Origin of the sequence: Flagellimonas lutimaris, assembly GCF_051494225.1 — a bacterium.
GTDB classification, from domain to species: domain Bacteria; phylum Bacteroidota; class Bacteroidia; order Flavobacteriales; family Flavobacteriaceae; genus Flagellimonas; species Flagellimonas lutimaris_A.
The window spans coordinates 532471-551964 of record NZ_JBNPYE010000002.1 but is presented as its reverse complement, the minus strand read 5'-3'; the positions used below and the strand labels follow the sequence as shown (position 1 = coordinate 551964).

Sequence of the window (19494 nt, the reverse complement as noted above, 5' to 3'; positions counted from 1 at the left end):
AAGCAATTCGCATTTTGTTTTTTTGTTGAATGGAAAATTCCAAACGGATTCTGGTCGCCCCATTAAATTGGGGGCTTGGGCATGCCACTAGGTGCATACCAATTATTCGTGAATTATTATATCAAGGGCATTGCCCATATATTGCTTCAGATGGGGTGGCCCTGTCACTTCTAAAAAAGGAGTTTCCTGATTTACCAGCTTTTGAATTGCCCTCCTACAAAATCTCTTATGCGGAGAAGGGCAAAAATTTTAAAATAAAAATGATTTGGGACTCTCCCAAAGTGCTCAAAGCCATTGCCAAGGAGAAAAAAGCAGTAAAACGTTTGGTCAAGGAGCATGATTTGCAAGGAATTATTTCGGACAACCGATTGGGTGCTTATTACAAAAAGGTCCCTTGTGTGTTTATCACCCACCAACTTAATGTACTCTCTGGAAATACCACTTGGATGAGCTCCAAGGCTCATCAAAAAATCATAAAAAAGTTCAATGTCTGTTGGGTTCCGGATGTAAAAGAAAAACCGAATTTAACGGGAAAACTGGGCCATCTAAAAAAATCCAAGCTGAACATTGCCTATTTGGGACCTTTGAGCCGATTTGAAAAAGAGAAACTTCCAACTACCAACGATTTGATGGTTTTGCTCTCTGGCCCTGAACCGCAACGAACCATGCTGGAAGAGAAATTACTGTTTGAACTGCAAGGGTTTGAGGGGAACATCCTTTTTGTAAAAGGTAAAATTGAAAGCAATCAGGTACGGGAAGAAATCGATATACCCCATGGTAAAATTCTACATTATAATTTCATGAAATCCAATGAACTGGAGAAAGCTTTGAACCAAAGTGACAAAGTACTCTGCAGGTCAGGGTATACCACCGTAATGGATCTCGCGAAGTTAGAAAAGAAGGCATTTTTTATACCCACTCCTGGCCAGTACGAACAAGAATACTTGGCCAAACGCATGCAAAAGCATGGGCTTGTTCCTTACAGCAATCAGGAAGATTTTACCTTAGCGGATTTATCTAGAACGGATAACTTTAAAGGCTTGGCTCAATTTGATTCTGAAGTAGAATTTTCAGAATTATTTGCTGTTTTCTCCAAAGTAAAGGAAAACTCGGAGCCCACATCAACCTCACTCTCAACATAAATTTTTTCTCCGTGCGCTTCCACGATATGCTTAACAATGGAAAGCCCTAACCCAGAACCTCCCTCGCTGCGACTACCACTTTGATCCACACGATAAAATCGTTCAAAAAGTCGTGGAATGTGCTGCTTTGGAATTCCAGCTCCATTGTCCGTGACCCTGATGATCACTTTGTTCTTGATCAGATTTTCCACACTTACCTCGGTGGTTCCCTTTGGCAGACCATATTTTATAGAATTCACCAAAAGATTACTTATTACCTGTTGGATTTTCTCTTTATCCCCATTAACATAGATTGGTTTGGGATATTCCATGTCAAAAGTGAGGGAGATTTCCTTTTGAGCAGATTTCATCTCCAAAAGGTCAAAGGTATTTTGGATAAGCTCGATGATATCAAAGTCCTCTCGTTCCAACTTCAACTCACCGGCTTCGAGTTTGGTAATCAAATCGAGGTCTTTTACAATATAAATCAAGCGTTCCACACCCTTGTTTGCTCTTTGAAGGTATTTTTTACGAAGTTTTTTGTCCTTCATAGCACCATCCAACAGAGTAAGAATATATCCTTGAACCGTAAAGAGTGGTGTTTTTAACTCATGTGAGACGTTACCTAAAAAATCCTTTCTGTACTCTTCTCGAATTTTAAGGGTATCGATTTCAATTTTTTTTCCTTCGGCAAATTTTTCTATTTCTTCTACCAAAGTCCCCATATCGGTGGTTACGGGTTTGGAAGAAAATGTAGAAGACTCCAGTAATGACACGTCATCATAAATTCTTTTGATACGCCGGTAAATAAACCGCTCCACCCGTATTTGGATGATAGCGAAACATATCACAAAACATATCAAGGCAAAAAGAATGGTATGTGGCCAATCCATATGGTCCAAATCCATATGAAACCCTACAAAAACTGCAGTAATTAAAAGTGTAATAACTAGAGAAGACCTTAAGGCAAACTTGTATGATTTCTTTAGTTTAATGGCCATTAGAGCACAAACTTATACCCCACACCCTTAACGGTTTTAAAGTGGTGATCACCGATTTTCTCACGTAATTTTCTAATATGGACATCGATGGTCCGCCCTCCAACAACCACTTCATTGCCCCAAACTTTATCCAAAATAACTTCACGTTTAAAAACTTTGTTGGGTTTGGACGTTAATAGGGACAGTAGTTCAAATTCTTTTCTTGGAAGCACCATTTCCTCTCCATTGTTTACAATTTTGTATTCTTCCCTATTGATCACAATATCACCAACCTTAACAATATCCTCTACTTCTTTATTATCATCCTTCAACCTTCTCAACAAGGCTTTTACCTTGCTCACCAAAACTTTTGGTTTTATAGGCTTGGTGATATAATCGTCCGCACCGGCATCAAATCCGGCCACTTGGGAATAGTCTTCGCCTCGGGCGGTCAGGAAAGTAATTATGGTATTATCCAATCCAGGAGTGTTTCGGATCACTTCACATGCTTCAATACCATCCATTTCTGGCATCATCACATCCATAATAATGAGGTGAGGGCCCTTCTTTTTAGCCTTGGCCACACCTTCCACACCATTTCTGGCAGTAAATACTTCATAACCTTCAGAAGAAAGGTTGTAGCTTATAATTTCCAGAATATCAGGTTCATCGTCAACCAGTAAAATCTTAATGTCCTTGTTTTTCATGGGATGGTATTTCAGTGTTAATCGCCCAAATGTAAAGATAATACACTTACGGGATAAACGCTTAACGTTGATTTAATCTAGTAACATTATTGTAACAGAACTGAAATAAACTCTTAACATACAACTAACACGGCTTTTACAGCCCCCCCGTTTCTTTGCCCCAAAATTAATCCTACAGAGTAGCGTATGAAAACATATCTAATATTGGCCTTTTCTTTTTTCACCTTGATGCTATCTGCACAACAGAACGGTAGCGTTGTGGGAAAACTTACAGATAAGGAACTTAACGATGATCCTCTACCTTTTGCCAATGTTTTGATAAAAGGAACAACAAAAGGTACGACATCGGATTTTGACGGTCTATTTCAGATTGCCGATGTTGAACCTGGAACCTATACTTTAGTGTTCAGTTTTTTGGGGTACGAAACTTTAGAAGTCCCCAATGTTGTAGTTGAGGCGGGGAAAGTTACCGAAATAAATGCAGGCCTTGGTGCCAGTAGTGTGGGATTGGACGAGGTTGTTGTGACCACTACGGCCAGTAAAGATTCAGAAATAGCACTACTGCTCCAGCAAAAGAACGCGTTGGTAATGCAAGAGGCCATCAGTGCAGAAGCACTTACCCTTAAAGGTATTGATGATGCCGCTGCTGCTGTTGCACAAATTTCAGGTATATCCAAGCAACAAGGTTCCAGTAATGTATATGTGAGAGGTTTGGGGGATCGTTACCAGAATACAACAATGAACGGTCTTTCACTACCATCCAACGATGTAAACAAAAAAAATATCAACTTGGACCTTTTTGGTTCCAGTATTATAGAAAATGTATCGGTAAGCAAAGCGTACAGCCCAACTTTTTATGGGGATTTTGCCGCAGGTAATGTAAATGTGGATTCCAAAGAATATACAGGTGATGGATACTTGGAGGTTGCAGTAGGTGGAGGGATCAATACCAATGCGGCTGGCGAAAACTTTGTGAAAAGCGAAGGGACAAGTGATTTTGGTTTCTACAACCGTTATGACAACAACCCATTTGCTGTTGTTCTTTCTCATGGTGTAGATCCTGAAGCTGCTTGGGAACCTGTAAACATTTCTGGAGCCATAGAGGGAGGATACTCGTTCAACTTCAACAATGATGAATCCAGATTGAGCTTTTTTGGAGCTGCAAGTTTTTCCAACGGGTTTCAAATTTTGGAAGGTCCTGCAAGGGATTTCACCAATGTATTAAAAGTTAATTTTCCCAATGTAAGGGAGTATGCATACAGTGCCACAACAACAGCCTTGGGTAATATTACATACCGAATCAACAACGACCACAAAGTAAAATTTAGCTCATTGTTCATCAACAGTGCCACAGACCGCGTGGGATATTATGGTGTAAATGGTCAAGGTACCAATCGTGATGCCATCTTGAACTCGGACGAAGGGTTTTATGTGATGAATGTCCAGTTTAACCAAGACATGATCTTTGTAAACCAATTGACGGGCCAACATAATTTTGATGAAAAATTGTCCTTTGATTGGGGAATTGGTTTTAACAAAGTGTTTTCCGATGAACCCGACAGAAAAAGAATCACCTTGGAAAACTACCAATATGCTTTGGACAATGACAACAGCACCCATCCTTTTTTCTATACCAACATACCTTTTGACAATCAAAGGTTTTTCCAAAGCATCGATGATGACGAGTTGAACAGTTTTATGAACATGGGTTATAAAGCCTCTGAAAAAGTAAAGTTCAATTTCGGGTACAACGGAAGAAGAAAGCAGCGTACATTCAGCAGTATCAGATATGGATATGATATTCAAGACAGGAACAATGCCCCTGTTACCGATGTGAACGATCTCAATTCTATATTCAATGTATCCAATATTAACATTCCTGATGGCGAAGGGCTTTGGAACACTATTGTTCTTAACCCGATCAGCAATGAAATTGGAAACACTAACAGACCCGGTCTTCCTGAAAACACTTATAAGGGTAACCTGAACGTTCATGCACTTTATGCAACAGCAGAATTGGGGCTTACAGATGAACTGAGCATTGTACCTGGTGTTAGGGTCGAAAGTTTCAGTCAAAAAGTGAAGTATGATGTAATCAACATCAGTGCTACCGATCCCGGTTCCAGAAATGTTTATGAGAACATCTTTTTGCCTAGTTTGAATGTGAGGTATTCACTTACCGAGAATTCCAACCTTAGAGCAAGTTTCAGTAAAACGGCTTCTTTTCCAGAGTTTAAGGAAGTTGCGCCGTTCGTATATGAATCCGTTACGCAAAGGATTGGCGGTAACCCCGACCTTTTGGGAGGTTTGAACGGCGATGGGCCTACTTATTCCGATATTTTCAACTATGACCTTAAGTATGAGTGGTTCTTGGAACGAGGCGAAATCATTTCATTGGCCGCCTTTGCCAAAACCATAAAAAATCCTGTGAACCGAGTGGTTGCTGCAGATGCAACCGGTACCCAACGCTACTTTAGGACAGGTGACCAGGCCAACATCTATGGTGTTGAGTTGGAAGCCAGAAAAAACCTGTTTGTAGATGAGGATGACAATGCAGTTGTTTCAGTAGGTCTTAATGCAGCATACACACATACAGAACAAGATCTTAAGGACATTCCTGCGGGAACGGAAAACACTTTCGGTACTTCATTCGACAGAGACTCTGATGAACTGGAAGGTGCTTCGCCGTTCATCATCAATGCCGACTTGAACTATAGTCCTGTGTTTGGCAACTACAAACCTAAAGCCACTGTTGCTTTCTCCTATTTCTCCGATCGTATTTTCTCTTTGGGAGCAGGTAGTTTGGGCAACATCGTGGAAAAAGCTGTTCCTACTTTGAATTTTGTTTGGCAAAACTCCTTCGGAGAGCATTTTGAGGCCAATCTATCAGCCAAAAACATTTTAAATCCAAACATCTCCTTGGTAAGAGAGGGAACAGGAATTGGAGATATTACCATTAGAGAGTATAACCTTGGGGTTAACGTTGGGCTAACCCTTAAATATAAATTTTAATATTTTTTAAACTTAAACAGATGAAAAACAAGTTTTTATTTTTAGGTATAGCCGCTGCTTTGTTCATTGCTTGTGAAGCCGACGATACCTCCGATATTGTTATCAACGATAGCAGTGTTACAAACAATACCACGAACAATGGAACCACAGGTGGTTCTGAAAGCACCTCGGTTGATCTAAACGGCCTGTATTCGCAAGATCTTACTTTGGATGCCAATACGGAATACATCATCACGGGCCCTGTCCTTATTGCCGATGGTGCAACCTTGACCATTCCTGCAGGCATGACCATTAAAGCGGAGCCTATAGGTGTGAATGCCTATATAGCCATTCAGCAAGGTGCTAAAATAAATGCAGTTGGAACAGCTTCCAACCCAATTGTTTTTACCTCCAATGCTGCTAATCCAAGTTCAGGTAACTGGGGCGGTGTAGTTCTTTTGGGAAAAGCTCCTATCAACTCAACTCCTGTTGACTCTGAAAACATTGCAACTTCAGAAGTTGGTGCATTGGCTTATGGTGGTAACGTACCTAACGATGATTCAGGCATCATCAAGTACGCTAGAATCGAGTACGCAGGCGGTGCCATCGATGGTAACGCCGAACTTAACGGTCTTTCGGTTTACGCAGTGGGTAATCAAACCATCATTGATTATGTGGAAGTCTACGAAGGTTCGGATGACGGTTTTGAATTCTTCGGTGGAACTGTAGAAGCAAAACACTTGGTTGTTGTAAATGCAGAGGATGATTCTATCGATTGGACAGAAGGCTTCGCTGGATCTGTAACCGATGCGTATATTCAGCACGGAACCAGCCACGATAAGGCTTTTGAATGTGATGGCTACAACACCGACTTCAGTAACGAAGGCGGTTATTACTCCAACCCTACCATTACAAATGTAACCGTTGTAGGTGCAAACGATGGTAGTGAAGCGGTAAGATTGAGAGCTGGAACACAAGGTACTTTTACCAACATTGTACTTAACGACTTTGGAAAAGGTTTTAGATTAGATGGTGATGCAGGTGACAACCCTACAGGTCAAGGTGTATTGGATGATGTATTGAACATTATCGATGTTACATTTAACGCGGTAACAACAACTATGGAAAACAATACAGGTGAGGTTTTCAATGAATCTGACCTCATCACCGGTGTAGGAAATGGTACTGGAACCGATATCGCTACTTGGGGAGCAGGTTGGACCGTAGGTATCAACTAGTAAAATTCCTTTTAAAATATAAAGAGCCCTCGACCTATCGAGGGCTTCTTTTTTGCATTTCATCGAAAAGTAACCCTCTATTCGTCAAACGGTTCCACTTTCGCATCGCAATTTTTATATATTTGTGGCATAGCCTTTGCACCCATTAACATATGAAGCACTTTTACCTAGTCATCTTCTTTTTTGTCTGTGCACTTGGATTTTCTCAGGAAAGTACCAAGACAAGTGCGGATATTGACGGGTTTAAGCTTTATCCCAACCCAGTTACCCAAGGCAAGGTATATATAGAGACCACGCTAAATTCTCCAAAAAAAATTCTAGTATTTGATGTACTGGGAACACAAGTACTCCAAACTACCATTATTGGCAGGGAACTCAACCTTTCCGAACTGGACAAGGGCGTTTACATCCTAAGGGTTTTTGAAAAAGACAAAGTTGCCACTAGAAAGCTCATAGTGAAGTAGTTTACTGTACTTTTTCACCTCTTCTCCGGTACTTAAACAACAGCTTTCAACGGTTTACCTACATATTTAGTGTTTTCACAACATAATATGGGCAACTTTCCCATGTTTACCTATTTTTATTTAGCGCATATACCCCAAATCAGCATTTATGAAGAAAATCTACTTTGTTTTACTTATGGCTTTACCACTATTTTCTTTCGGTCAAGACCTGGTTACAGTGAACAATGAGCCCGTACAAGAGCTCAAAGGTTTTAAAATGTACCCTAACCCTGCTTATGGGAGTGAAGTATATATTACTACAGAATCCAACGGAGCCAAAGAAATCCGAGTTTATGATGTTTTTGGAGAAGTTGTACTAACCAAAAGAATTACGACCAATACCTTGGATATATCAAGATTGGTTCCGGGTGTTTATGTGCTCCAAGTAACGGAACTTAAAAAAACCATGACCCGAAAGCTGGTCGTCAAATAAAAGAACAACACATTTTTGAAGCCCTTTTCACAAAGGGCTTTTTTATTTTTAGGTACTTTTGGGCCTGAATGAAACAGTTTGATACCCATCGGATTTTCAATATCTACAATGCGGATGAATTTGACACTTTGGCATTGGATGTTTTTCGGTTTCAATACGGAAACAACAAGGTCTACCAACAATTTTGTGATCATCTGAAAAAGTCGCCACAAAATGTTTCCGATTATCTGCAAATCCCTTTTTTACCCATTGCATTCTTTAAAACCCACAAAGTACTCTCAACCCAAAAGGAAGCAAAAACTATTTTTACCAGTAGTGGCACTACACAAAGCATTACTAGCAATCATTATGTTCCTGACCTCCAACTATACGAAGAAAGCTTTTTGAAAGCCTTTAAAACGTTCTACGGTTCACCAGAAGATTTGTGCATTCTAGCCCTTTTACCATCTTATCTGGAAAGAGAAGGTTCTTCCCTGATTTATATGGTGAATAATCTAATTAATAAATCTAAACACGCTGATAGTGGGTTTTACCTCAACAATCTTGAGGAACTGTATCAAAAACTACAAGAGCTTGATAAAATGGGAACCAAGACACTTTTGATTGGTGTTTCATTTGCTCTCCTGGATTTGGCCGAACAATTTCCCATGCACTTAAAAAATACCATTGTAATGGAAACTGGTGGTATGAAAGGACGCCGTAAGGAACTTATTCGCCAAGAACTACACCAAATCTTAAAAAAAGGATTGGGTGTCAACAAAATCCATTCAGAATACGGGATGACGGAACTTTTGTCCCAAGGATACTCCAAAGGCGAAGGGATTTTTCAAACTCCACCATGGATGAAAATAATCACGCGGGACACCGAAGATCCTTTGACCATGCAGTCCAACGGAAAAACTGGGGGAATCAACGTTATTGATCTTGCCAACATCTATTCCTGCTCATTTATCGCTACGCAAGATTTAGGAAAAACCTATCCCAACGGAACTTTTGAAGTATTAGGTCGCTTTGATGATTCAGACATCAGAGGATGCAATTTGATGGTCCTTTAAACCATATAAATAGTCCATTTTATCCCATTTACACACAAAACAACACCTTTCATATATCCATAAGCATCATGTTCTCAGGCTTATGCGTAATTTGATTACGAAACCAAACAAACATAAGATGAATAGAAATGCATTTTTAAAAAGAAGCGCCCTTTCTGCAGCGGCACTTGCTTCGCTGCCCACATTTGCCCATTTTTCTTCCAAAGAAGATAAAGATGGTAAGCCTCTTAGCCCAAAAATTGTAAGAAGTGGTGAAGGGAAAAAAGTAAATGTAATAGGTGACCAACAAACCTTTAAACTGACCAGCGAGGATACCAACGGCCTTTTTACTTTGATTGAAGAGGTAAATCCACCAGGAACCATGATTCCACCCCATGTGCACACCAATGAAGACGAAATCTTCAAAGTTTTGGAAGGGGAGCTGGAAGTTACCGTAGGTGGCGAAACAACCATTTTGAAGGCAGGAGATTTGGCTTTTGCACCTAAAAATGTTCCACATACTTGGAAAGTAGTCGGGGACCAAGATTGCAAAACCATCTTAAGCGTTTTTCCAGCAGGACTGGAATTGATGTTCGAAGAATTAGGGAATTTACCGCCTGGCCCACCAGATTTTGCTAAAGTGAGCGAAATATGTGGCCGGTACGGCATCTCTTTTTTAGCATAAAAAAACAAAAGCCATCTTTTAAAGATGGCTTTACATTTTATTCCACAACAAGAACAAAATAATTCTTTTTGCCCCGTTGGAGCAACACAAATTTATCATTGATCAAATCTGATGCTGTTATCAGATAATCTTCCTTTACCCTTTCCTTATTTACCGAAATGGAATTTTGTTTCAGCTCCCTTCTCGCTTCTCCGTTGGAACCCAAAAAGCTGGTCTTTGCTGCCAATGCTCCAATCATATCCAAACCGGGCTCAAGCTCATCTTTTGCAATAGTAGCTTGGGGAACCCCTTCAAAAACATCCAAAAATGTCTTTTCGTTCAGCTGTTTCAAGTCTTCAGAAGTTGATTTTCCAAATAGGATATTGCTGGCCTTTATAGCATTGTCCAAGTCCTCTTTGGAATGTACCATTACGGTGACCTCTTCGGCCAGTTTCTTTTGAAGAGCTCTCATATGTGGCGCTTCTTTATGTTCCGCTACCAAATCCTCGATCTCCTTTTGGCTCAAGAAGGTAAAAATCTTGATGTATTTCTCAGCGTCTTCATCGGAAGTGTTCAACCAATATTGGTAAAATTTATAGGGAGAGGTTCTTTCCGAATCCAACCAGATATTGCCTCCCTCGGTTTTTCCAAACTTGGTTCCATCGGCTTTGGTGATCAACGGACAAGTAAGCGCATAACCCTTTCCTCCACCTATTCTTCTTATAAGTTCGGTCCCTGTGGTAATATTCCCCCACTGATCACTACCTCCCATTTGAAGGCTACAATTATGGTTTTGGTAGAGGTATAAAAAGTCGTACCCCTGAACCAACTGATAGGTAAACTCTGTAAAGGACATCCCTTCCTTGGCATCCGAAGAAAGTCGTTTTTTTACGGAGTCCTTTGCCATCATGTAGTTTACGGTAATGTGTTTTCCAACATCACGAATAAATTCCAAGAACGAAAAGTTTTTCATCCAATCGTAGTTGTTCACCAAAACCGCAGCATTGGCCTCGCCACTTTCAAAATCCAAAAAACGACTCAATTGTTCTTTTAGGGCATCCTCGTTATGGCGTAGTGTTTTCTCATCCAAAAGATTTCGCTCCGCGGACTTACCAGATGGATCTCCTATCATTCCCGTGGCACCTCCAACCAATGCATAAGGCTTGTGCCCAGCCAATTGAAAATGCTTGAGCATCATTACACCTACCAAATGGCCAATGTGCAAAGAGTCTGCCGTTGGGTCTATCCCTACGTAAGCAGCACGCATTTCTTCCATTAGGTGCTCCTCCGCCCCAGGCATTACATCGTGCACCATTCCCCTCCATTGCAATTCTTGAACAAAATTCTTCGTCATGATCAGTATTTTGGAATAGCTGCAAATATAAAATGAAGTTGGCATTTCCCTCAATTTTTACAGCACAAATAGGTACTTTTACTTTATGATTTTGGTTACAGGAGGTACTGGACTGATCGGTTCCCATTTACTTTTCCATTTAATTAGCAATGGGAACAGCGTCAGAAGCAATTATAGGACCAAAGCGTCCATAGAGAAAGTCCTCAAAGTTTTTGGGTACTATACGGATGACCCGTCCCATTTAATTGAACAGATTGATTGGGTAAAAGCCGATATTACCGACTTAGGTGATCTGGATTCTCTTTTTGACGGTATCGAATACGTGTACCATTGTGCCGCTTTAATTTCCTTTGACCCCAAAGACTTTAAAATTCTAGAGCAGACCAACATGGTAGGTACTGCCAATGTTGTGAACTTTTCCTTAAAACATGGCATTAAAAAACTATGTTATGTAAGCTCCATTGGAGCCATTGGACCTAGTATTAAAGGAGAAGAGTCCACTGAAGAAAACGAATGGAACGAAGCGAAAGCTTCTGTTTATGGAATTACCAAGTATGAAGCAGAGCTTGAGGTTTGGCGCGGCTCGCAAGAAGGTCTTTCCATAGTGATAGTTAATCCAGGAGTGGTCATTGGGCCCGGATTTTGGAAATCGGGGAGTGGAACCTTCTTTACCTACGCATCAAAAGGTAAAAAGTATCTTATACCTGGCGGAACGGGGTTTGTATCCGTAAACGATGTTATAAATGCAATGACTGCATTAATGAATTCCAACATCCAATCGGAACGCTTTATTTTGGTCAGTCAAAATATGACCTACGAACAGCTGTTCCAAAAAATAGCGTCAAAACTGGGTGTAGCACCACCAACAAAAAAGATTTCAAAATTTATGCTTGAATGCTTTTGGCGGTGGGATTGGGTACGCAGTAATATTTTTGGGAAAAGAAGAAAGCTGTCCAAAGCGGTTGCCAAAGGTTTATATCACCAAGAAAACTATAGCAACAAAAAGATAAAATCAAAATTGGGTTTTGCATTTGAAGACTTGGACAAATCCACGGCATACTGTTGTGAGAAGTTTATTGAGAAGGGCTAATCTCCTTCTTCTGTGTCTTTTTTTCTTGAATCGCTTTTAAAGAATCACTTCGTTTCAAACTTGCTTTTCTAACACTATCATTTCTTCTTTCTCCCCTTGCTTCCATCGTATCTTTCTGCACTTGTATTCGTTTTTCCACATTCTCGTAAATGGATTGGTATTCCAAAGGAATCGATGCATAATACAAGTCACTTTCGGAAAACTGGGTGCTATCTATTCCGTATTTTTTATAGAGAAAATCCATTACATCGATACCTGAATCTTTAAATTTTATTGCAGCTCCAGATTTTGCGGCATTCAAAATAGCAAGATCATGGAGAATCTCTGTCATTTTTTCTTTGGGAATTAGATTTTCGGGTTCCTCCACTACTTTTTCAGCACAGGAAACCAACAAAATCATACCAAAAAATAATGTGACGATATATTTCATCTCCTAACGATTAAACATGAGCCTTTTTGCATTCTTTTCGGCACTAAATGTACCATTTTCATAGGCCAACAAACCATTCACAAAGGTTCGCTTCACCTCTGAGTCAAAAGTAATACCTTCAAAAGGAGACCATCCACATTTATAGAAAATATTGGCTTTTTTAACCTCATTTTTAGAATTTTGGTTTACCTGTACCAAATCCGCATAATAGCCTTCACGAATAAAACCTCGTCGGTCAATATCGAAAAGTTTAGCTGGATTATGGCACATTTTTTCAACCATCTTTTCCAAACTTATAACCCCTTCTTTTTCTTTTTGGAGCATTGCCAATAAGGCATGCTGGACCAACGGTCCTCCTGATGGAGCCTTAGTATATGGGTTGTCTTTTTCTTCGAGGGTGTGGGGAGCATGATCTGTGGCAACAATATCGAATCGGTCGTCCAAAAGTGCCTCCCAAAGTTTTTCCCTATCGTTTTTGGACTTAACAGCAGGGTTCCATTTGATCAGTGTACCTTTTTTGGCATAATCCTCATCAGAAAACCATAAATGATGAATGCATACCTCAGCAGTTATCTTTTTTTCCTCTAAAGGAATTTTATTCGTGAAAAGTTCTGTTTCAATTCCGGTCGACACATGAAATACATGTAATCTTGCCCCAGTTTTTTTGGCTAGGGCAATAGCTTTTGAAGACGACAGATAACAGGCCTCAGCACTGCGGATGATAGGGTGCATCTCTATGGGAATATTGTCCCCGTACATTTCTTTGTACTTGGCCAGATTGGCTCTTATGGTTCCTTCGTCCTCACAATGGGCGGAAATGACCATTTCAGTATTCTTAAAAATCTGTTCTAAGACTTTCTCATCGTCCACCAGCATATTTCCGGTGGAAGAACCCAAGAACAATTTAACCCCGGAACAGGCATTTTTATCCAATCGTTTCAATTCTTCCAAATTATCGTTGGTTCCCCCAAAGAGGAAGGAATAATTTGCGAAGGAGTCTTTTGCTGCTATTGCAAATTTATCCTCCAATTTCTGTATTGTAGTGGTCTGTGGATTTGTATTGGGTTGCTCCATAAAAGTAGTGATACCTCCAGCAATAGCGGCTCTACTTTCGGTTGCAATGGTACCTTTATGGGTGAGGCCCGGTTCCCTAAAATGTACTTGATCATCAATGATTCCTGGCAATAAAAGGTCCCCTTCCAAATCAATGACCTTGGCATTGGAATCGGAAATATCTGTGTCTATTCGGGCAATAAAATCACCTTCCATCAACACATCAGATTCAAAAATGCTGTTCTCATTGACAATCTTTGCATTTTTCAACAGAATTTTCGACATAACTAAAAGTTCTTTTTAAAAAATATACTTCTAAATTTCATGGCAATCACTCCAAAAATGGCCTCCCTTATAATCGCAGAGTTCATTTTGGATTTTCCGTGCACTCGATCTGTGAAAATAATCGAAACCTCTTCTATTTTAAATTTTTTAAGGTACGCCCTGTACTTCATCTCAATCTGAAATGCATATCCAATAAAACGAACATTGTCCAAATTAATGGTTTCCAATACCTTTCTCCTGTAGCAGACAAATCCTGCTGTAGGGTCGTGCACCTTCATTCCCGTAATCAGCTTCACATAAAATGATGCCCCATAAGAAAGTAAAATCCTAAACAGTGGCCAGTTAACCACATTTACACCCTTTTTATATCGTGAGCCTACCGCTACATCAGCACCATTGAGGCAGGCTCTGTGCAAACGGGAAAGATCGGCAGGCCGATGGGAAAAATCGGCGTCCATTTCAAAAATATATTCGTAACCGTTTTTCAACGCCCATTTAAAGCCGTGGATATATGCCGTTCCCAAACCTGATTTTTCCTTTCGTACCTCCAAGAAAAGCCTTTCTGGGAATTCCTTTTGCAGGTTCCTAACACAATCCGCGGTTCCATCGGGAGAATTGTCATCTACCACTAGGACATGAAAGTCCTTTTTTAGGTCGAAAACCGTTTTAACAATGGCCTCAATGTTTTCAATTTCATTGAATGTGGGTATAATAACCAAGCCGTCTGCCATTCGCACTAGATTAGAATGTCAAAAATACGGTTTTCTAACTTGCCCACACAACTTACTGTTGGCTAGCCGAATTGCCACTAGTCCATTATTTGTAACTTTGCCCTTTTTAAATCCTTTTTTTGATGTCTCAAAAGTTTCCTAGGCTTTTCTTTGTTCTTTTAGCGGTCATTTTTGCACTCAACCTTTTTCAAGCATCCGTAACGGAGCTCATTTTTGATGAAGCCTACTACTGGTACTATGCCCAAAATATGGCCTGGGGGTATTTTGACCATCCATCCATGGTTGCTTTTTTGATAAAACTCAGCAGTTTTATTTTTGATGGTGAGCTTGGAGTTAGGTTTATGAGCACCGTACTTTCGGCCGGAACATATATCCTACTTTGGTTATTAATAGATGATCCAAAGAAAAAGGACTATGTGGTCCACTTTTTCTTATTGGTATTTTCATTTACATTGATGAATGCCTATGGATTTTTAACCCTTCCCGATACATCCCTTTTGTTTTTTACCGCTTTGTTTCTTTGGCTGTACAAACGCTTCTTGAAGAACGAGGGCCTAATGACTGCTGTGTACCTGGGATTGGTGATGGCAGCTCTTATGTACAGTAAGTACCATGCCGTGCTGGTGATACTATTCGTTTTTCTTTCCAACTACAAGCTCATTTTTAACAAGAAAGCTTGGTTGGCCGTTGTTCTGGCCTTGATTTGCTACACTCCTCATTTTGTGTGGTTATATCAAAACGATTTTGTATCCATAACCTTCCATTTGTACGAACGCCCCAATCAAGCCTATTCCTTTGACGAGTTTACATTGGGTTATTTCTTAAATCTTATTGTTATCATAGGACTTTTGTTTTATTGGATCTATAGTTCATTTTTCAAGTTTAAAGCCACGGACAAGTTTTCTAAAGCATTGGTCTATTTGGTTTACGGGGTTTTGATTTTCTTTTTTATCTCCAGTTTTAACCGAAGGGTACAGGCGCAATGGGCCATTGTTATTTCAATTCCTTTGGTCATAATCGCTTTTAACCATCTTTTGCAACATGCCAAAAGCAGGAAATGGATGTATAGAATCGGTATTGTAAGTGTGGTTCTGTTGCTCTATGCCAGAGCATGGCTGATATATTATCCTTTATTTCCCATGCTCTACGAAACGCATGGCAATAAGGAATGGGTGAACGAACTTAAATCAAAGGCGGGCGATGTACCTGTTATTTTTGAGAACTCTTACCGGCGGGCCCCGATGTATGAATTTTATTCAGGGATCCCAGCGATATCTTTGAACAACTTTATGTATCGTAAAAATCAATATTCGATCGATGGTTCGGAGGAACGGGTGCGGGGCAAAAAGGTTCTATACGTTACCAAATACAGGGAGAGCGGGGATATTAACTACATGCATTTAGATAGTACGGTTTTTTATGGGAGTTATATCGATGACTTTCAATCCTATCGCAAATTAAAATGTATTGTGGACAAACCGGAAACAGGTATTAAGTATTCGCTAAAAGTGTACAATCCGTATCCGTTTGATATCCCTTTGGAGCAATTAAAGTACACCATCTCATATTCCAATAAGTACAAACAGGTTAAGCAAATGCGTTCTCTTAAGGTCGAAAACACGAGTCCGCAACAATCTTTCTTAAAGTCAAAGGATACCATACGCTATAATTTTGAACTACCACTATCCTCCATGGAAAATCCGTCGTACTTTAGAATAGGTATTTCTGAAAATAATTTACCCCCGGGGCTTAATGGAAAACCTATTAAAATTCAATGATGGATCCCATTGAAAAAACAATCGTTTCTTTGGACTGGATGACACTTATGTTATTTGGGAGCTTTGTTGTATTGGCATTGGGCAAATACCTATACCATAAGAAATTTTTGAACTTTATCATTCTTCCCTTTAATGATAAATACATTCTGCTTCACAATAAAAAGGGACAATTTTCGCATTGGTTCCATCTTCTTTTAACTTTTTTTCAACTGATCAACTTATCGCTTTTTATCTTTCTTACGTTAAAAGCCTTTGGCCAAATGCCACAACATAATTCAGTCCTCACCTATTTTATAATATTAGGTTTTTTGGCCTTATTTGAACTGATAAAATTTTTGCTTCAAATGTTTACTGGGTATGTGTTTAACAATATAAATTTAGTTGGAGGACTTATTTTCAGCAAAGTATCCTATCTAAATTACAGTAGCATCCTAATTTCCATTGCCAACATATTGTTGATATACATCTCAACAGACTCTAAAACAACAATATATGTGGTATTTTTCCTTATTGTTCTTATTAATGGCATCGGTATCGCCAAGCTGTTGAAGAACCATCAAAAAGCACTGTTCCCGTATTTTATGTATTTTATTTTGTACCTTTGCACACTCGAAATTACGCCCTTGGTGCTAATTGGAAGCTATTTAAAAGGTTGATAACTTATGAAAGTAAAAACAATTTTGGTTTCCCAACCAGAACCCAAAGTCGAAAACTCACCCTACTCAAGATTAATTGAAAAAGAAAAAGTTAAAGTAGATTTTGTTCCTTTCATTCACGTTGAAGGTGTTGAAGCCAAAAACGTTAGGCAACAAAAAATCGACTTGAACAATTTTACGGCAATAATCCTGACAAGTAGAAATTCTGTGGATCACTTTTTTAGGATTGCCGATGAAATGCGCTTCAAAGTTCCTGATTCCATGAAATATTTTTGTCAATCTGAAGCTGTTGCCTATTATTTACAGAAATATGTGGTATACAGAAAAAGAAAGATTTATGTTGGAAAAAGGACTTTTAACGAGTTGATACCTCTTATCAAAAAATATAAGGACGAAAAGTTCTTATTACCTTCTTCTGACTCTTTAAAACCTGCTGTTCCAGAATTGCTGGACGGTATAGGTGTGAATTGGACCCGTGGTATCTTCTACAAAACAGTGATCAGTGACCTTTCGGACCTTAGAAATGTTTACTATGATATTTTGGTTTTCTTTAGCCCTTCAGGCATCGAATCCCTTATGAAGAACTTCCCGGATTTTGAACAAAACGATACTAGAATAGCAGTTTTCGGCAACAGTACCGTCAAAGCTGCAACAAGTGCCGGACTTAGGATAGACATACAAGCGCCAACGCCCGAAACTCCTTCCATGACCATGGCATTACAGAAATACATTACCAGCGTCAATAAATAAAAAACAACCTGGATTAAGAAATAAAAAAAGCCCCGATAATCGGGGCTTTTTTATTTTTAGAAAGCATACCGCTGTGGTCCTCCTCTTCGAATTTCCTCACTGGCATAGGATTCAAACTTTTTAAAGTTTTCCCTAAAAGCATTGGTCAGTTTAAAGGCTGTTTTATAATAGGCCTCATCGTTGTTCCATGTTGCCCTTGGGCTTAGTACCTTTGTTGGAACACCTGGACATTCCCTTGGTTGTGCCACTCCAAAAACAGAATGGATATGGTACTTCTCATAATTGTAAAGTCCAAGTTCTCCACTTAGAGCAGCACTGATCATCGCACGAGTATATTTCAGTTTCATTCTTGTTCCCACTCCGTAGGGTCCTCCGGTCCATCCAGTGTTCACTAACCAAACATCGACACCGGATTCCTTCATTTTTCTACTCAACATCTCCGCATACTTAGTTGGGTGCAAAGGCATAAAGGGTGCTCCAAAACAGGCTGAGAATGACGGCTGTGGCTCCACCACACCAGCTTCCGTTCCTGCAACCTTTGCCGTATAGCCAGAAATAAAGTGGTAGGCAGCTTGTGCGGGAGTAAGTTTGGAGATAGGAGGAAGCACTCCAAAAGCATCAGCGGTAAGGAAAAAGATGTTCTTTACATTTTTCCCGATGGATGGTTGTTGTATGTTTTCTATATGATGGATGGGATAACTGACCCTAGTATTTTGGGTAATGGAAGTATCCAAAAAATCCACTACTCCATTTTCATCCATAACCACATTTTCCAGTATGGCACCCTTTTTTATGGCCCCATAAATTTCTGGCTCCTTTTCTTGGGACAAGTCTATTACTTTGGCGTAGCAGCCTCCTTCAAAATTAAATACGGTATTATTGGGGGTCCAGCCATGCTCATCATCTCCAATCAACTTTCTGTTGGGGTCTGTAGATAAGGTAGTCTTTCCGGTACCGGACAATCCAAAGAAAATAGCCGTGTCGTCAGATTCTCCGACATTGGCGGAGCAATGCATGGGCAGGGTATTCTTATACACAGGAAGGATAAAATTAAGTGCAGAGAAGATCCCCTTCTTTATCTCCCCAGTATATCCCGTTCCACCGATAAGAGCAATTTTTCTGCTAAAGTTGAGAATGGCAAAATTGTGTTGACGAGTTCCATCTAAGTTTGGGTCTGCCATGAACCCAGGCGCATTGACCACTGTCCATTCTGGGTCAAAATCCTCGAGTTCGTCCTCTGTGGGACGAAGGAACATATTGTATGCGAACATATTGGACCAAGGATATTCATTGATTACCCTTATGTTCATTTTGTATTCTGGGTCGGCACATGCATAAGAATCTCTTACGAACAATTCCTTTTCATTGAGATAGGCGATAACCTTGTCGTAGAGCTTATCAAATTTTTCACTATCGAAAGGAATGTTGATATCTCCCCACCAAACTTTATCAGAAGTAATATCGTCCTTAACAATAAAGCGGTCCATTGGTGAGCGCCCCGTAAACTCACCTGTATTGACAGCCAAAGCTCCCGAAGAGGCTTCTTTACCCATTCCTAACTCAATGGTGGTGTCATGAAGTTCGTCCGGAGAAAGTTGATAATTCACATTATCATGGTTTATCCCATACGATTTTAACGAAATCGATTTCGTAACTGAAGCAGAATCCTTCATAGTTTTGTTTTAATTGTTGGTAC

General features: G+C 39.8%; 18 protein-coding genes. 11 read left to right on the top strand and 7 right to left on the bottom strand.

Going from position 1 to position 19494, the window contains the following annotated elements:
* Window positions 1-29: 29 nt before the first annotated feature.
* Complete coding sequence (locus ACQQ5U_RS07705; protein ID WP_437396496.1) at window positions 30-1142, top strand: glycosyltransferase; 1113 nt, start codon at window positions 30-32, stop codon at window positions 1140-1142.
* Here the strand turns inward: ACQQ5U_RS07705 and ACQQ5U_RS07700 are convergent.
* Window positions 1046-2122: a sensor histidine kinase gene (locus ACQQ5U_RS07700; protein ID WP_437396495.1), complete on the bottom strand. Its 1077-nt coding sequence runs from the start codon at window positions 2120-2122 to the stop codon at window positions 1046-1048. The genes ACQQ5U_RS07705 and ACQQ5U_RS07700 overlap by 97 nt on opposite strands.
* Window positions 2122-2808 carry a response regulator transcription factor gene (locus ACQQ5U_RS07695; RefSeq protein ID WP_437396493.1) on the bottom strand — a complete coding sequence of 229 codons (687 nt, stop codon included), beginning with the start codon at window positions 2806-2808 and terminating at the stop codon, window positions 2122-2124. Before ACQQ5U_RS07695 ends, ACQQ5U_RS07700 begins: the two co-directional genes overlap by 1 nt.
* A gap of 186 nt (window positions 2809-2994) precedes the next feature.
* Here ACQQ5U_RS07695 and ACQQ5U_RS07690 point away from each other — a divergent pair, with 186 nt between their 5' ends.
* The 6 genes from ACQQ5U_RS07690 to ACQQ5U_RS07665 all read left to right on the top strand — a co-directional run bounded on the left by ACQQ5U_RS07690 (window position 2995) and on the right by ACQQ5U_RS07665 (window position 9692).
* Complete coding sequence (locus ACQQ5U_RS07690) at window positions 2995-5820, top strand: TonB-dependent receptor domain-containing protein (RefSeq protein ID WP_437396491.1); 2826 nt, start codon at window positions 2995-2997, stop codon at window positions 5818-5820.
* 20 nt (window positions 5821-5840) lie between these two features.
* Window positions 5841-7037: a multidrug transporter gene (locus tag ACQQ5U_RS07685; protein ID WP_437396489.1), complete on the top strand. Its 1197-nt coding sequence runs from the start codon at window positions 5841-5843 to the stop codon at window positions 7035-7037.
* 152 nt (window positions 7038-7189) lie between these two features.
* Window positions 7190-7501: a T9SS type A sorting domain-containing protein gene (locus ACQQ5U_RS07680; protein WP_437396488.1), complete on the top strand. Its 312-nt coding sequence runs from the start codon at window positions 7190-7192 to the stop codon at window positions 7499-7501.
* A gap of 148 nt (window positions 7502-7649) precedes the next feature.
* Window positions 7650-7973, top strand: coding sequence for a T9SS type A sorting domain-containing protein (locus tag ACQQ5U_RS07675; protein WP_437396486.1), 324 nt, complete (start codon window positions 7650-7652; stop codon window positions 7971-7973).
* A gap of 68 nt (window positions 7974-8041) precedes the next feature.
* Window positions 8042-9028, top strand: coding sequence for an acyl transferase (locus tag ACQQ5U_RS07670; protein ID WP_437396484.1), 987 nt, complete (start codon window positions 8042-8044; stop codon window positions 9026-9028).
* Window positions 9029-9146: 118 nt separating this feature from the next.
* On the top strand, window positions 9147-9692 hold the full coding sequence (locus tag ACQQ5U_RS07665; RefSeq protein WP_437396482.1) for a quercetin 2,3-dioxygenase: 546 nt from the start codon (window positions 9147-9149) through the stop codon (window positions 9690-9692).
* A 37-nt stretch (window positions 9693-9729) separates the two neighbouring features.
* Here ACQQ5U_RS07665 and tyrS read toward each other — a convergent pair whose 3' ends face one another.
* Entirely contained in the window at window positions 9730-11025 is a 1296-nt protein-coding gene (tyrS, locus tag ACQQ5U_RS07660; RefSeq protein ID WP_437396480.1) for a tyrosine--tRNA ligase, read from the bottom strand.
* An 85-nt stretch (window positions 11026-11110) separates the two neighbouring features.
* Between tyrS and ACQQ5U_RS07655 the strand changes: the two genes are divergently transcribed.
* Window positions 11111-12115 (top strand): NAD-dependent epimerase/dehydratase family protein, encoded by a 1005-nt coding sequence (locus ACQQ5U_RS07655; protein ID WP_437396478.1) that lies wholly within the window; start codon window positions 11111-11113, stop codon window positions 12113-12115.
* Here ACQQ5U_RS07655 and ACQQ5U_RS07650 read toward each other — a convergent pair.
* From ACQQ5U_RS07650 to ACQQ5U_RS07640, 3 genes are read right to left on the bottom strand one after another with little or no spacing between them, the layout of a single operon-like run.
* The gene (locus ACQQ5U_RS07650) at window positions 12099-12545 is read right to left on the bottom strand and encodes a DUF4296 domain-containing protein (RefSeq protein ID WP_437396476.1); all 447 of its coding nucleotides are present in this window, start codon (window positions 12543-12545) and stop codon (window positions 12099-12101) included. The two genes, ACQQ5U_RS07655 and ACQQ5U_RS07650, sit on opposite strands and share 17 nt — an antisense overlap.
* 3 nt (window positions 12546-12548) lie before the next feature.
* Window positions 12549-13883 carry a dihydroorotase gene (locus ACQQ5U_RS07645; protein ID WP_437396474.1) on the bottom strand — a complete coding sequence of 445 codons (1335 nt, stop codon included), beginning with the start codon at window positions 13881-13883 and terminating at the stop codon, window positions 12549-12551.
* Between the two features lie 2 nt (window positions 13884-13885).
* Entirely contained in the window at window positions 13886-14614 is a 729-nt protein-coding gene (locus ACQQ5U_RS07640) for a polyprenol monophosphomannose synthase (RefSeq protein WP_437396472.1), read from the bottom strand.
* A 122-nt stretch (window positions 14615-14736) separates the two neighbouring features.
* Between ACQQ5U_RS07640 and ACQQ5U_RS07635 the strand changes: the two genes are divergently transcribed.
* Genes ACQQ5U_RS07635 through ACQQ5U_RS07625 form a run of 3 tightly spaced genes read left to right on the top strand, consistent with a single transcriptional unit; the run spans window position 14737 to window position 17798 of the window.
* Window positions 14737-16392, top strand: coding sequence for a glycosyltransferase family 39 protein (locus tag ACQQ5U_RS07635; protein WP_437396471.1), 1656 nt, complete (start codon window positions 14737-14739; stop codon window positions 16390-16392).
* Window positions 16389-17048 (top strand): DUF4271 domain-containing protein, encoded by a 660-nt coding sequence (locus ACQQ5U_RS07630; protein ID WP_437396469.1) that lies wholly within the window; start codon window positions 16389-16391, stop codon window positions 17046-17048. Before ACQQ5U_RS07635 ends, ACQQ5U_RS07630 begins: the two co-directional genes overlap by 4 nt.
* Before the next feature lie 6 nt (window positions 17049-17054).
* The gene (locus ACQQ5U_RS07625; protein WP_437396467.1) at window positions 17055-17798 is read left to right on the top strand and encodes a uroporphyrinogen-III synthase; all 744 of its coding nucleotides are present in this window, start codon (window positions 17055-17057) and stop codon (window positions 17796-17798) included.
* Window positions 17799-17854: 56 nt separating this feature from the next.
* On the opposite strand, the gene pckA is transcribed toward ACQQ5U_RS07625, so the two are convergent.
* The gene (pckA, locus tag ACQQ5U_RS07620; protein ID WP_437396466.1) at window positions 17855-19471 is read right to left on the bottom strand and encodes a phosphoenolpyruvate carboxykinase (ATP); all 1617 of its coding nucleotides are present in this window, start codon (window positions 19469-19471) and stop codon (window positions 17855-17857) included.
* Window positions 19472-19494 lie beyond the last annotated feature (23 nt).

Excerpts from the sequence above, each read along its gene's own strand:
- ACQQ5U_RS07675 (WP_437396486.1), top strand. The coding sequence starts at position 7,650 with ATGAAGAAAATCTACTTTGTTTTACTTATGGCTTTACCACTATTTTCT.
- ACQQ5U_RS07695 (WP_437396493.1), bottom strand. The coding sequence starts at position 2,808 with ATGAAAAACAAGGACATTAAGATTTTACTGGTTGACGATGAACCTGAT.
- ACQQ5U_RS07665 (WP_437396482.1), top strand. The coding sequence starts at position 9,147 with ATGAATAGAAATGCATTTTTAAAAAGAAGCGCCCTTTCTGCAGCGGCA.
- tyrS (WP_437396480.1), bottom strand. The coding sequence starts at position 11,025 with ATGACGAAGAATTTTGTTCAAGAATTGCAATGGAGGGGAATGGTGCAC.
- ACQQ5U_RS07705 (WP_437396496.1), top strand. The coding sequence starts at position 30 with ATGGAAAATTCCAAACGGATTCTGGTCGCCCCATTAAATTGGGGGCTT.
- ACQQ5U_RS07650 (WP_437396476.1), bottom strand. The coding sequence starts at position 12,545 with ATGAAATATATCGTCACATTATTTTTTGGTATGATTTTGTTGGTTTCC.
- ACQQ5U_RS07700 (WP_437396495.1), bottom strand. The coding sequence starts at position 2,122 with ATGGCCATTAAACTAAAGAAATCATACAAGTTTGCCTTAAGGTCTTCT.
- ACQQ5U_RS07640 (WP_437396472.1), bottom strand. The coding sequence starts at position 14,614 with ATGGCAGACGGCTTGGTTATTATACCCACATTCAATGAAATTGAAAAC.
- ACQQ5U_RS07645 (WP_437396474.1), bottom strand. The coding sequence starts at position 13,883 with ATGTCGAAAATTCTGTTGAAAAATGCAAAGATTGTCAATGAGAACAGC.
- ACQQ5U_RS07685 (WP_437396489.1), top strand. The coding sequence starts at position 5,841 with ATGAAAAACAAGTTTTTATTTTTAGGTATAGCCGCTGCTTTGTTCATT.
- ACQQ5U_RS07690 (WP_437396491.1), top strand. The coding sequence starts at position 2,995 with ATGAAAACATATCTAATATTGGCCTTTTCTTTTTTCACCTTGATGCTA.
- ACQQ5U_RS07625 (WP_437396467.1), top strand. The coding sequence starts at position 17,055 with ATGAAAGTAAAAACAATTTTGGTTTCCCAACCAGAACCCAAAGTCGAA.
- ACQQ5U_RS07630 (WP_437396469.1), top strand. The coding sequence starts at position 16,389 with ATGATGGATCCCATTGAAAAAACAATCGTTTCTTTGGACTGGATGACA.
- ACQQ5U_RS07635 (WP_437396471.1), top strand. The coding sequence starts at position 14,737 with ATGTCTCAAAAGTTTCCTAGGCTTTTCTTTGTTCTTTTAGCGGTCATT.
- ACQQ5U_RS07680 (WP_437396488.1), top strand. The coding sequence starts at position 7,190 with ATGAAGCACTTTTACCTAGTCATCTTCTTTTTTGTCTGTGCACTTGGA.
- ACQQ5U_RS07670 (WP_437396484.1), top strand. The coding sequence starts at position 8,042 with ATGAAACAGTTTGATACCCATCGGATTTTCAATATCTACAATGCGGAT.
- ACQQ5U_RS07655 (WP_437396478.1), top strand. The coding sequence starts at position 11,111 with ATGATTTTGGTTACAGGAGGTACTGGACTGATCGGTTCCCATTTACTT.
- pckA (WP_437396466.1), bottom strand. The coding sequence starts at position 19,471 with ATGAAGGATTCTGCTTCAGTTACGAAATCGATTTCGTTAAAATCGTAT.